This window comes from Brucella pecoris (assembly GCF_006376675.1).
Classification (GTDB): domain Bacteria; phylum Pseudomonadota; class Alphaproteobacteria; order Rhizobiales; family Rhizobiaceae; genus Brucella; species Brucella pecoris.
In genome coordinates this window covers 61405-75484 of sequence record NZ_VEWK01000004.1, presented here as the reverse complement: position 1 = coordinate 75484, position 14080 = coordinate 61405, and the positions used below count along the sequence as shown (strand labels likewise).

The following is a 14080-nucleotide window of genomic DNA, read 5'->3' as shown; positions in this document are numbered from 1 at the left end:
GCGCCTTTTTCATTTCATCAACGGATTTGTTTGAAGTCCCCTGCATGGTTAATGAGGAATTAACCATCCGACGATTAGGATCGGACCGATTCAGTGTGCCCGAAGCATTTCCGCTCAGGGGCCAGCAAAGATATTCGGTTCGGGACAGGCTATATGCGGCAAGGATATTCGCCCTCATACCCGCTGCGTGACGAGCGGGTTACGGAAGACAGGCTCAGACTGGCCAATCTCTTCCGCAGGCAGTTCTATATCTTGTTCGGGTTGGGGCTTATGGCGCTCACCGGCATGGCCGTCGGTGCGCTTGCGACGTGGAATGTTGCCGATCCGAGCTTCAGTCACGCGACAGACAATCCGGTAACCAACGCGCTCGGCTACCCAGGCGCCGTGTTCTCCGACATTGCCATGCAGTTTTTCGGTCTGGCGAGCGTTCCCGCTTTGCTTCCGCTTGCCGTCTGGTCGCTCCTGATGATGACGCGTGGCGGCATCGGGCGCATAGCCAAACGCAGTTTCGCGTGGCTCGGCGCTGCATTGCTGTTCGCAGCTATTGCCAGTTGCTTTGCCGTGCCTGAGAGCTGGCCCATGCCGATTGGCCTCGGTGGCGTCTTCGGCGATATGATCCTGAAGTTCCCGGGCCTTTTCATCGGTAGTTTCCCGCAGGGCGCGATAGCGTCGGGAATTGCGCTTATTCTCGCGATACCGGCTCTGTGGCTCTGCCTTTTTGCCAGCGGCATCATCGGTCGCGGGGCAGGAATCGTCAATCCTGCGCAACCATCGGCCCGTCGCGGTGCGGAGCACGATGATTTTGCCGGAGATGAGGAAGACGATGAAGCATCTGCCGGTGGCGGTTTCCAGCTTGTTGGCGCGCTCACCCATCTGGCATTGACCACGACCGCAAACTTCAGGCGTCTGACGGGGCTTGGACGCCGCCGCCCGCGCGAGGAAGATTTCGACGAAATGCGTGTTGTTCGCCGCAATGCGGAAACACGCAATGCGCCGCGCCGCGAACCCGGTTTCGGAGCATCTGCCCCAGCCGATGACGAGCCGCCTTTCGATATGGACGACACGGATGACGGCTCGCCGCTTGCCGGTCAGGAATGGCATGATGCGCCGCCAGCGCGAAGCCGCAAGGCTCGCGTGGAACAGGCCGCACCGTCGCCAAAGCCCGGAGCGCGCGCCCAGCGTGAGGCGCAGCCGTCCTTCCTCAAGGACAACGGCGTCTTTGAAATGCCGTCGCTGCATTTCCTTGCGGAACCGAAGCTGGTCCAGCGTGATCCCGCACTTTCCAAGGATGCGCTGGAACAGAACGCCCGTTTGCTTGAAGGCGTTCTGGAAGATTTCGGTGTGCGTGGTGAGATCATCAATGTGAAGCCGGGTCCGGTGGTCACACTTTACGAGCTTGAGCCAGCGCCGGGTATCAAGTCATCACGCGTTATTGGGCTTGCCGACGACATCGCCCGTTCGATGAGCGCGATTGCAGCACGTGTGGCGGTCATTCCGGGCCGCAATGCCATTGGTATAGAACTGCCCAATCCGAAGCGCGAAATGGTTTATCTGCGCGAAATGCTGGCAAGCCGCGATTTTGAACAGTCGAAGGCGAAACTGGCGCTGGCGCTCGGCAAGACAATCAATGGCGAGCCAGTCATCGCCGATATCGCCAAGATGCCGCATGTTCTCGTTGCCGGTACCACAGGCTCAGGCAAGTCGGTGGCGATCAATACCATGATCCTGTCGCTGCTTTACCGCATGACGCCGCAGGAATGCCGCCTGATCATGATCGATCCCAAGATGCTGGAACTTTCCGTCTATGACGGTATTCCGCATCTGCTGACGCCCGTTGTGACCGATCCGAAGAAGGCGGTCGTCGCGCTCAAATGGACCGTGCGCGAAATGGAAGACCGCTATCGCAAGATGTCCAAGGTCGGCGTGCGCAATATTGACGGCTTCAACCAGCGTGTCGGTCTGGCGCAGAAGAAAGGTGAACCGATCGCGCGTACCGTGCAGACCGGCTTCGACCGTAACACCGGTGAGGCGATCTACGAGACGGAAGAGCTCGATCTGGCGCCGATGCCCTATATCGTCGTGATCATCGACGAAATGGCCGACCTGATGATGGTCGCAGGCAAGGATATCGAAGGCGCGGTGCAGCGCCTGGCGCAGATGGCACGTGCGGCCGGTATCCATGTCATTATGGCGACGCAGCGTCCATCGGTGGACGTCATCACGGGCACGATCAAGGCCAACTTCCCGACCCGTATTTCCTTCCAGGTGACGTCGAAGATCGACAGCCGCACCATTCTGGGCGAACAGGGTGCCGAACAGCTTCTCGGCCAGGGCGATATGCTCTTCATGGCTGGCGGCGGTCGTATCCAGCGCGTGCATGGGCCTTTCGTCGGTGACGACGAGGTGGAACGCATCGTGCAGCACCTGAAGCTTCAGGGCGTACCGGAATATCTCGATGCGATCACCGAGGATGAAGAAGACGACGAAGGCGGTAGCGGCCCGGCTGGGACCTCCAATCTGGAGGATTCCGACGATCCGTATGATCAGGCGGTCGCCGTGGTGCTGCGCGACAAGAAGGCTTCGACTTCCTATATCCAGCGCCGTCTTGGAATTGGCTACAACCGGGCTGCTTCGATCATCGAACGTATGGAGGATGAAGGCATTGTCGGTCCGGCCAACCATGCGGGCAAGCGGGAAATTCTCGTCCCGACCGGTGACGATGATTTCTAAGCCGGGTGTATGACTGCGGAACGCCATACTCGCGCCCAACTGGCGGCGTAGTTCAACAGAATGATGAAAAGAGAAAGTTTGTCGATGATGTTCTCCCGTTTTTCCGCCATTGCGAAAGCTGGTCGTCTTGCAGCCGTGCTGGGAATGGGAGCGCTTGGTCTTGGCATGACGTCACTGGTTCTGGCACCGGTCGCCGCGATGGCACAAGGTGCTGGCGCTGGTGCTGCGGCAAAGCAGATTGCCGATCATTTCTCATCGGTTCGCACAATGACTGGCGAATTCGTCCAGTTCGGTCCGAAGGGCGACCAGACCGGCGGCACTTTCTATATTGAGCGTCCGGGAAAGATCCGTTTCAACTACAACAACTCGCCGATTCGGGTGATTTCGGATGGCGAATCGGTGGTCATCAACAATCGCAAGCTCGACACATGGGACCTCTATCCGCTTTCGAAGACGCCACTGAAGCTGCTGCTCGCGGACCGGATCGATCTTGGCGGCGGCCGTCTTCAGAATGTGAAGCAGGAGCCGGACATGACCACGCTGGTGCTGGGTGACAAATCGATCTTCGGCGATTCGAAGATCACGATGATGTTCGATCCGAAATCCTATGAGCTGAAGCAGTGGACGATTACTGACGCACAGAAGCTCGACACGACGGTGATGATCTTTAACGTGCGCAGCGGCGTTCGGTTCACCGACGATATGTTCAAGATCGACTATCAGCGTATCGCCATGAAGCGCAAAGGTCAGTAATCGTTAGTTTGTGATAGGCAATCCGTTTGCATTTGACGGATAAATGATTAGGTTCGCGGCATCTTTTTCGTTGCTGCGAGACCTATCTCTATGGCCTTTTCTGTTGCTACCTGGAACATCAATTCCGTTCGCCTGCGTATGCCGCTGGTCGAGCAGTTTTTGAGCGATTATCAGCCGGATGTTCTCTGTCTTCAGGAAACCAAATGTCCCGATGACCAATTCCCTTCCAAGGGCTTTCGCGCGCTTGGCTATGAGCACATCGCCATCAGCGGCCAGAAGGGCTATCACGGCGTTGCAACGATATCGCGTCGTCCACTGACGGGCGTGGAAAAGATCGGGTTCTGCGACATGGGCGATTGCCGTCATCTGAGCGCGGTGGTCGAAGCAGGCGGTAAAAAGCTTCGCATTCATAACTTTTACGTTCCTGCGGGTGGTGATGAGCCGGACCCGCAGATCAATCCGAAATTTGCACATAAGCTGGCTTTTCTCGAGGAGATGCGCGCCATCGTAGCCGACCGGCAGGATGGACATTCATCCGTTCTCGTCGGCGATCTCAACATCGCGCCGCTCGAAAATGACGTCTGGTCGCACAAACAGCTTTTGAAGATCGTTAGCCATACGCCCATCGAGACCGAAACGCTGGAAGATCTGCGTGTGAAGGGCGGCTGGAGCGACCTGATGCGGCAGCTCATTCCAGCAGACCAGAAAATCTATACCTGGTGGAGCTATCGCGCCAAGGATTGGGCCGAGTCAGATCGTGGTCGCAGGCTGGATCACGTCTGGGGTTCCGCCGATCTAGAAACACATATCCAGAGCCTGCAAATTCTTCGAGACGCGCGCGGCTGGGATCGCCCGTCCGACCACGTACCGGTTATTGCGACATTCGATCTGGATTGATCGTGTCGTAAGCCCTATATAGGGGGCAGTTTAGAGCGCATTTCGATCTGATTGAATCAGATCGACGCTCTAAATATCTGTTTTAACGCGCATTTTTTCCGAAAACCGTTTCACACTTTTCGGGATACGCTCTGAACAAGGAGAGAAGAACGATGGATCGGATTGCACTGTTTCAAATGACCAGTGTTTTCAACGTTTCCATGGTTCGCGATGTCTGCTCTTCTTACACTTCAGGATATTTCCTGCGTTACGGCTGATGGCCGTACTCTCTTCGAAACCATCAATTTCAGTATAACCGCAGGCCGCATCGGTCTGGTCGGGCGCAATGGCGTCGGCAAATCAACGCTGTTGCGCATCATGAGCGGGACGCTGCTTCCGACAAACGGGAATGTGACCGCGAACGGAAGCATCGGTGTGCTGCGGCAGAATGCCGGCGGCGATTGTGCCGAGGCACTGGCTGATCTTTTCGATGCACGGACAGATTTCGATATTCTGGCACGCGTCGAACAGGGGCTGGCCAGTGACCGCGATCTGAATGAGGCCGACTGGCTTCTGCCGCAGCGCTTTGCTGACGCACTACAGCAGCTTGGTTTGCCTGATATGGGTCCGGAAACACCCGTTTCCGCTTTGAGTGGAGGCCAGCAGACGCGCGCGGCGCTTGCAGCCCTCATCTTCCGCAAGCCTGACCTGATTCTTTTGGACGAACCGACCAATAATCTCGATCGCGCTGGTCGTCTGGCCGTCGTCGATTTATTGGCCGCCTGGCGCGGTGCAGCCGTCGTGGTCAGCCACGACCGTGAGCTGCTGCAGTCGATGGATGCGATAGCGGAATTATCGGCAGACGGGCTTCGAATCTATGGCGGGAGCTGGGATTTCTATCACGGGAAAAAGACCGAAGAACGCGAGACGGCGGCCCACGACCTCGCAATGGCACGACGCGAGGTCAAGCAGGTCGAGCGAAAGGCGCAGGCTGCAGCCGAAAGACAGGCGCGCAGCGATGCGCGCGGTAAGAAGTCACGAGCTGATGCTGGCATGAGCAAAATGCTGCTTGATGCCCGGGAAGATCGTGCGCAGCAGTCGAAGGGTCGAGGCAATGCGCTGGCGGAACGTCAGTCCGGCGGGGCCAACGAGCAGTTGCGGGAGGCCGAGGCAAAAGTCGAGCGGGTAAAGCCGATGCATTTCGATGTGGCTGGCGCGGTTCCGCCTTCCGGCCGCGTCATGCTGGATATGCAGCATGTCTCAGGCGGACCTCAAGCTGATTGTCCGGTGATCCGTGACCTGTCGATGAAGATTGCAGGAGCTGAGCGGGTGGTTGTCGCAGGGCCGAACGGCGCTGGCAAAACCAGTTTGCTGCGGTTGATGATGGGAGATCTTCAGCCTGTAGCCGGAACGGTTCTGCGTTCGGCGCGTGTCGTGATGTTCGACCAGCAGATAAGCCTGATGGATCGTAGTCAGACCCTTTATGAAAACTATCGGCGTCTCAATCCGGGATCGAACGACAATGATGCGCGCGCGGCGCTGGCGCGGTTTTCGTTCCGTGGGGAGGGGGCTTCGCGGCTTGCCGGTAGTCTCAGTGGCGGCGAATTGTTGCGGGCAGCACTTGCCTGCATACTCAGTGGAACGGAGCTTCCTGAACTCCTTATTCTCGATGAACCGACAAATCATCTCGACCTCGACTCCATTGAGGCGCTGGAAACCGCTCTCAATGCCTATGAAGGGGCGCTGATCATTGTCAGCCACGATCAGACGTTTCTCGACGCTATCAGGATGAAAAGGGTGATAGAGCTTTAAAGGATCTGCTGTAAATTTTCGTCAAGGATATTGATGACAGGATTCAGGCTTTACAACGCAACCTGACGCTGATGCGTCTATGATTGCGCCTTCCGCGATTTGTCACTGGATTCCCGAATGACACAATCGGCAAGCGTCTCCCGAAAGCTTTACTTCTTTATATCCCTGATCAACCTATCGGCCCACCACTGCGTCTGCCCGATCACCATCTCGCGATCGTCGCGAGCCGTCAGCGGCTGTAAATTCAATATTTGCAATAACCAAAGTTGGATCACCTCTCACTGTGACAACATACAGTTTAGTTAGTTGAGTTGTGTGTCATAATACAAATCGTGTAGAACTTCATAATAATGATGATTATACGTGATATTCTTAAAATAAAGGGATAGTTATAATGAATAAATTTCTTTGCGCAGCAGTAGTATTGTCAACTTTAATTCCCAGCTATGCATTAGCCGACCAAACTTATCAGGTCGTGTTCGTAAATAAGTCTTATGCGACATTGAGTATCGCACCGAACGGCTCAGCAGGAAAATGCTTTAGCTTGTGGAATGTGCCCTCACCAGCGGCGAATCTGACTAACAAAAGTGGAAATAATGAAACAACTGTTCGCGTAACAGATAAAAATTCTGGGAATTGCATCAATGCAGAGAAAAAGGCTGCATGGACCGTGACACCGGCAGGGAGCGTCGGTCAAGTAATTACCATGGATCATCAACACGCCAACTGGACAACTCAAGTAATCTCAAATGCTTATGACAAAGATCCAGCGAAAAACCAAAGCATCATAAAGAAAGCAACATGCCAGATTGGCGTTAATCCTTCCAGTTATGTTGATTGTTATAATAAGCCAGTATCCGGACTTCCAGAGGTCGGGACTATTATTATAGAATTTTAAATTTTAATTAATAGTAATATATTAACTAATAACAAAGCTATCTTTTTATGGTAAAATTTACTATATATTTATATAATAGTAAATATTATTAGAATTTATTTAATATAAAATAATATTATAATAAATTCATATTTATAATATTGGGTATATTTAACGATCGCTTTGATTTTATATTTATTAATAAAATATCAATTACATTATTTGGAGAGAAAATGACGGACATAAATATTATTGTTTACGATTTTGGTGTTAAAGGTGTTACGAGCAGTAGAGATGTTCAAGTCGCTAAGACGATTGACACCAATGTTGTCCTGACTTTTGCGTTGTGTGACCAATCTGGTAAGCCGATTGTTCTCGCAGTGCCAACTGAAAATTCAATTATTGAACAATGTTTCCAATTAACAGATTATTACAGTGGTTCGACTAGCATAGCAGGTTTCACGATTAATACTCCTGGTATTTCTAGTACCACTTTTAATTCATTTACGGTCAAATGGGTAGTTACTTGCACCGATTCTAGCGTGCGCCAAACCTTTGGATATATAATCGACACTCAGGGTTGGACTTCGCAAGGACGTGGGCAGGCTTATAATTTATCAATGAAAGGAGCTCAGAACGCTTTTTCATTATATGCTACGACAGTATAATTCTTACCTTTGAGAGTAAATCTAATAGGTAATTTATATTGAAAATTAATTTATCGCTCGACTGTTTCCGGATTTTGATGCGGTTGTGTGAATATGCGTGCCCGTCACCCACACGCAAAGCCTTCGGCTGCTAACTCGGCTGGTCTCATCTGAGTGCTCTTTCGCCCTGTTTTAAAGCACGTCCGAAAAGCGTGGAGCAGAGAAAACGATCCACTGGAATGATGCCCGATCCTGCTTCGGTCACATGAAAGCGCGTCTATACTAAAGGCAAGATCACCAATCGGATTCAATTGGATCGAAAAGCGTCCTGGTGGATTGGGTTTGACGTTTGAGGCCTGTTCGACATAGATCTCGTTTCAAATGTCAAATTCGAAAAATCTATTAGATTCATAAGCTTGCTAGTGGTCTTTTTGATTCCGACATTTGTCCGACGCCTGTAACCGAGGGATGCAAATGTCGGAATCAGACCGCTAGAAAAAAGAGCGCTCATGCGTTGGAGCAGGAACAGCCGGGTCTGATGAGCTGAGGTGAAGACGGGTTCAAAAGTCGGCGTGAGCTTGATCCCGCACGCCTCGTTTTTATTGATGGTGAGGCGGACGGGCAATCGATCCAGTGAATCGATTGCCCGTCGAACGGCCTGAATACGAAGGTCGCAAGGCTTTGTGGATAGTCTCAACGCGACGAAAGATGCCATGGAGGCGTTCCACATGGTCACTGGAAAACAACCATGTTCACCGGTGCGCTTCGTCTGTCAGGCAAGATGACACCGATGGTGCTTGAAGGCGCGATGAACACCGATGCTTTTCGTGCCTATGTTAATCAGGTTCTCGTGCCGGTCCTGACACTCGGTGACATTATCACCATGGATAATCTGTCCGCTCACAAGGTTGCGGGCATCAAGGACGTAATTGAGGCGGCAGGTGCTCAACTGCGGTATCTGCGTGCAAAAGTCGAGCGCACTGTCCAGGTCCTATGACATGCCGTCGGCCAAGTCGTAACACCACTGTTCGAGCCAACTGAGTGCGCAAATTACTTTGCCGACTGCGGTTATGATCCAAGATAAACGGATGCGCTCTAGATCGCGGAGTTATTTTAATGAATGCATATTCTCAAATTTATACAAAGGCCACGGATTTTGTCGGCGCGATTAAGGGTGACGTGGATCCACGCACCGGACAATTTACAATCAAGATCAGTCTTGGGTCGCTGATGGCCAATAATGGGCTGGGACCGAAGATTCCACTTGATCTCAGATACTAGCCGATGACACAGGCCAATCTCGGTTTCGGTGTCGGTTTCGGGTTTGGCTTTACCACCTACGATCAGCGATCCACTGTGCTGTCGCTTGGAGGCGGATCGACTTATAAAGTTCTGGAAAACGACGAAACTCTATCCCTGATCGACGCAAAGCTGCGTCAGGTCTCTGTCTCCAAGATCCCGCAACACTATTATAAAACGCTCTATAAGGACGGCAGTTTTGAGCTGCTCACCGCGCCCGAGGTCCTGAGCAGTTTGAAGGTTCCCGACACGATCGTATCGGCAAGTGGTCACTTTGTTACGCTCAACTGGGCGTTCGTGGATAACCAGTTCCGTCTTATGTCGATTGTCGATGAGAACGGTAGCACCCTGGTCAGTATCGACTACCCGGATGAGCAAAACCTGGCCACCCGGATCGCGGTTCTGCCCGACCGTCAGATCGCGACTGCGGGCTCGGACTACCCTGAAGGATACAATATCTATCTGTTCTTTGGCGACAGTCACCATTTGACCAGGATTACCTGTGACGCAGCGGACGATCTGGAATGGAATATCGGTTACACGAATCTGAATAGTATCGGTCCTTGGGGACAGGTGGCCTCCAGCATCACCTACCCGGATGGGCTTTACGAATATGCAAATTATTCCAGGAGCCGCGGACATCGTTTCGGCAGCACACGCCCCGACATGTCATCGAGCCTTTATCCCTACGTGAAGGAATTTACCCGCGTTCCTGGCGGCGGTCAGCCCATGATCACGAAGTCCTACGACTACGGCATAGTCGACGGGCATAATTTCCTTGGGCATACGGCGCCGGGCATTTTTGCACGCAATCCCACGCTGGATGCGCTTTATAATTGCGCAGACAGCACCTATCGCTACCATACGCTGGAAATCCATGTCGATGACAACGGCGAAGAGACGCGGATCGGGCGCACTTACAATTGCTTTCACCAGCTAGTTGAACAAAAGAGCACGACAAGCGATTGCTCGGTCACCCGGCGCACGGAGTATTATTCCGTGCCGGGTAGCGGTTTCGAGGCTCAGCCTGCGAATTTCCAGTGCCCCAAAACGAAGACCATAATCTGGAGCCGGACCGATCCGGTGACCGGGGCGGTTGTGTCCACGAGCGAGGCCGCTCAGAATTTTACGTATGACGACTACGGCAATATCTTGGAACGAAGCGGTATCTATACCGACGCGGCAGGCACAGAAACGGCGATTGGTACGCTAACCTATGAATATTATCCTGCTGAAACGGCCACTTCTTATGATCCGAACACAGGGTTTGGCTGTCCGGCTGATCCAAACAGCTATAACAAAGGGAACAAAATTCCACGGTTTGTGAAGAGCAAAACCTTCACACCGCACCAGTTCCACGGCGATGAACAGCCGAAAGAAATCCGGTACGCCTATACCCAATACGACCTGCCGGATGCAGTGAAGCAGCTACTTTCGTCCACCGATCCCGATTACAATAGCGCTTATGCGGTGTTGAAGTCCGAACAGCGGATCTATGATAATGGCGAGACGCTGCTGGAAAAAACCACTTATACTTATGCGGACAAAAACGCTGTTCTGGCAGGAACCGACATGCGCGAGTTCGGCCAATTGCTCGAGACCATCGATACGCATTATCCAAATGACGGTGTGGTGGTAGATCTAACGGTTCTGAAGACGGCTGCAAGCTTCGACACCACTACTGATACAAAGATCGAACTTGTCAACAGCAGCAATGACCTGAAGACAACCACAACCGTTACAACCTGGGACGGCCTTTCGACCTCGTCGAGCCAGACGAGTTCGCGTTTTACCGGTCGGATCAAGGAACGCGTTGATGAAATGGGCATCGTGATCCAGACGACATATGATGCGCTCGGGCGGGTAGTATCGGAAACGACCGCTGTTGGAACCGACTATGAAGACGAGCACACTCTACGTTATGTCATTGGCACCGCTACCACGACACCCTACGCGATCACCGCTGCGGACAGGTTGGGCAATCAGGCGAAAACAACCTTTGACGGGCTCGGCCGGGCTCTGACAGGCACGGTCAAGCTGGCGGCGGCGGGCGCAATCTGGCAAACGATGCAGAGCCGACAATATGACTGCTCCGGTCGATTGAGTGCCTCAACGAGCTATGACTATAAGGATGGAACGAAAGCCGATATCACCGGCGCTTACAGTACATTGACGTCGACGCAGCATTATGACAACTGGGGCCGGGTCGAGTATGTGACGGACGCGGAAGGCATTCGGCACTATAACGCCATCGATCCGATCGCCCTGACAAAAACGGCCTACAGCCAGAGTGCCGATGCTTCTGCTGAAACCGCAAGAACCGTTTTGACCGCGAATCCCGCCACCTGTTCCGCCAGCATGGAGCTCTTCAATTCAACAACAGCGCCCAGCAATAGCGGCGGACTGTATAGCACCGTAACCCAGAACTACGACGGCTGGAAGCAGTTGCGTAAAACCACGGATGAGCTGGCGCGCGACACGACATTCGACTATGACGTTTTTGGGCGCGTCACCACGACGACCTTGCCCATTGTGCCCAACCAGAAGGGTGACGGAAGCACTGTTGTAACGCGTCTCTACAGTCGCGATAGCGCATCCTCGACTGTAACGGATATCCAGGTGAACGGCACATCCATGGGCACCCGTGAAGTTGATAGCTTGGGGCGCGTGACAAAACAGACCGTGGGCGGGCGTGTCACGACCGCTGTTTATGATGAAAACTCTGGCAGTCTGACCGCACCTTTCCAGGTTACCACGCCTTATGGAACAACGGTTCAGTTTTTATATGAGGCAGCCCTTGGAGGGAAAATCGCTTCAAAAAGCCTGATGGTGGGCGGCCAAGCCACCGACACGGCGGTGTTTTCCTATTCCAAAAAGACGGATCAGACACAGATCGGTCGACTTTTGAATGCCGTGAGCACGGTCAACGCCCTATCAAATACCATCACCAACTCCTACGATCTTGCCGGGCGCCTGCTGACAGAGACCTTTGACGATGGATCGACGGCATCACACGAGCATACGGTTGCCGGTAAAGCCTGGAGCTACACCGATATTACGAGTCAGACATGGGCGGTGACGGAGGCCGACGTCTATGGCCGACCGACGACCGTGAACGATGGCGGCTACGTCCGGCTGAGCCTTTCCTATGACAATCTCGGTCGCACACAGAGCTGGACCACAACTGACAGCCTTTCGGCCAAAACGCTCATCACAAGTCTGACATGGGATGGCGTGGATCGGGAATTTGCCCGTACTATGGACAGCTCGCTTACGGGCCAGCGGACGCTCATTCAGCAGGACTATTTTAATAACCACCAGATCAGGGCGCGTACTCTCAAGCGCGGTTCGGTTTCCACGCTGCCCGAGAATCTTACAACCACCCGTATTGAGGACTATACCTACGACGAACGCAATCGTCTGAACACCTACAACGTCCAGAATCCGACAGGTCTGGACTGGATCAGAGATGACAAAAACAACATAGTTACGAGCGAGGCTTATGGCTCTGCTGGTGATCCAGGTTACGATGCCTTCAACAATATTCTGAAGGTTACCACGACCTTTCAAAATGGCCAGGATATTGCGACCTTCACATATGACACCACGGACATCACCCAGCTCGTCACTATAAATCACAGCAATGCCGCCCTCGGTAGCCAGATTGACCTGACTTATGATGGGTATGGTTGCCTGCAAAGTGACGAGAACGGTTCAGTGATGAGTTATGATCAGGGGATTAATTGCGGCTATATTCGTGGATTTCAGGCGCAGGGCTCCACTGATGATCCGAAAACATTTCAGTATGATGCGCTTCGACGCATCGTCAACGAAAGCGGCACCACCCTATTCTACAACGGCACGACACTTGCCGCTCAAAGACAGGGCAGCAATACAAGCCGGCTTATCTATGGCCCTTCCGGCGCCATTGCGCAGGTCGATAACGCCAATACGGTCTGGCTGAACGGTGCCGGTCTCGACGGCTCCATCCTCAGTGCTGACAGTCCCAACGGCGCGCAGCAACACTATGATGTAGCTTATGCGCCATACGGCCAGCAGACAACGCAGACAGGGCAGTCACCTGCCATCCTCGGCTATAATGGCGAGCGCAAAAGCAACCTGCTTGGCGGCTATCAGCTCGGAAACGGATACCGCCTCTATAAACCGTCCCTGCGCCGCTTCACATCACCTGACACCCTCAGCCCTTTCGGTGCCGGTGGCATAAATCCCTATGCCTATTGCGAAGGCGATCCGATCAACAATACCGATCCAACAGGGCATGTTCCGTTCAAGGAATTATTGATCGGTATAGGCGCCGGGTCGTTGGATGCTGTCCCCGGAGTTGGCGAAGTTGCAATGGGAGCAGAAGCGGCTGGAGCTGTTGGTGCAGAAGCAGCGGCTGCCGCCGCAGCCGGTGGAGAAGTCGCAGCGGATGCCGCCGCCGCAGGAGCTAACGCTGGTGCACAAGCAGTCGCAGCCGGAGGAGCGCAAGACGCAGTTAACAATAACTTCGACGAGTTTTATAGAATGGTAGACCGAAGCTATCAAGAAGTTCAGAATGATTATGCAGATTTTGACGATGCAGACAATGTGTTTGACGAGGAACTTAAGCGCTTAAAAAGTGGGGACCGTACATTCGATGGGGGGCTCAACTACGAGTGGGAATATGTTAAGGAATATATCCAGCCAGTAGATGATCAAGCACAACCAGGGCCAAGTCATGAGGCCGCACCGAGGCAGCCCCGGGATGCAAGAAGTCCGTCACCCAAACGTCTACTTGAAGACCAACCCCGGTCGCCGAGAGATGAGGGGCCGCGACCCAAGCGTGGAAGAAGAGGAAGTCCCGATCAAGAGATTAAAGATCTTCGGCAAACTTTTCCAGGTAGATCTACCGAAGATTTACAAAGAATCCGGGATTTTATTCAAGGAAAATCCGGAATAATTAAAACGCCAGAACTACGAAATAACTTCGTTGTTGATAGACTAGATGGCATGAGCAATGATGATCTTGTAAATAAGTACAATATATCCAAAAAGAATTTGAATAAAATTATTAATGATCTATGGATTGATCCTTAAAATATAG

Annotated in this window: 7 protein-coding genes and 1 pseudogene; all 8 read left to right on the top strand. The window is 52.9% G+C overall.

The annotated features are described in order from the left end of the window. The first annotated feature begins 153 nt into the window (after window positions 1-153). The 8 genes and pseudogenes from FIB18_RS09280 to FIB18_RS09245 all read left to right on the top strand — a co-directional run bounded on the left by FIB18_RS09280 (window position 154) and on the right by FIB18_RS09245 (window position 14073). Window positions 154-2730, top strand: a complete 2577-nt coding sequence (locus FIB18_RS09280) for a DNA translocase FtsK (protein ID WP_140020440.1) — start codon at window positions 154-156, stop codon at window positions 2728-2730. 84 nt (window positions 2731-2814) lie between these two features. Beyond that, window positions 2815-3483, top strand: a complete 669-nt coding sequence (locus FIB18_RS09275; RefSeq protein WP_174977408.1) for an outer membrane lipoprotein carrier protein LolA — start codon at window positions 2815-2817, stop codon at window positions 3481-3483. A 90-nt stretch (window positions 3484-3573) separates the two neighbouring features. Next, the gene (locus FIB18_RS09270; protein WP_140020438.1) at window positions 3574-4380 is read left to right on the top strand and encodes an exodeoxyribonuclease III; all 807 of its coding nucleotides are present in this window, start codon (window positions 3574-3576) and stop codon (window positions 4378-4380) included. A gap of 210 nt (window positions 4381-4590) precedes the next feature. Then, window positions 4591-6171 carry an ABC-F family ATP-binding cassette domain-containing protein gene (locus FIB18_RS09265; protein ID WP_140020437.1) on the top strand — a complete coding sequence of 527 codons (1581 nt, stop codon included), beginning with the start codon at window positions 4591-4593 and terminating at the stop codon, window positions 6169-6171. Between the two features lie 394 nt (window positions 6172-6565). Further along, the gene (locus tag FIB18_RS09260) at window positions 6566-7069 is read left to right on the top strand and encodes a hypothetical protein (RefSeq protein WP_140020436.1); all 504 of its coding nucleotides are present in this window, start codon (window positions 6566-6568) and stop codon (window positions 7067-7069) included. A gap of 212 nt (window positions 7070-7281) precedes the next feature. Next, window positions 7282-7716 carry a hypothetical protein gene (locus FIB18_RS09255; RefSeq protein ID WP_140020435.1) on the top strand — a complete coding sequence of 145 codons (435 nt, stop codon included), beginning with the start codon at window positions 7282-7284 and terminating at the stop codon, window positions 7714-7716. Window positions 7717-8173: 457 nt separating this feature from the next. Beyond that, a pseudogene (locus FIB18_RS25180) lies at window positions 8174-8779 on the top strand (transposase); the annotation flags it as partial. Between the two features lie 200 nt (window positions 8780-8979). Beyond that, a complete protein-coding gene (locus FIB18_RS09245) occupies window positions 8980-14073 on the top strand; it encodes an RHS repeat-associated core domain-containing protein (RefSeq protein WP_140020433.1) in 5094 nt (1697 codons plus the stop codon). Window positions 14074-14080: the final 7 nt, after the last annotated feature.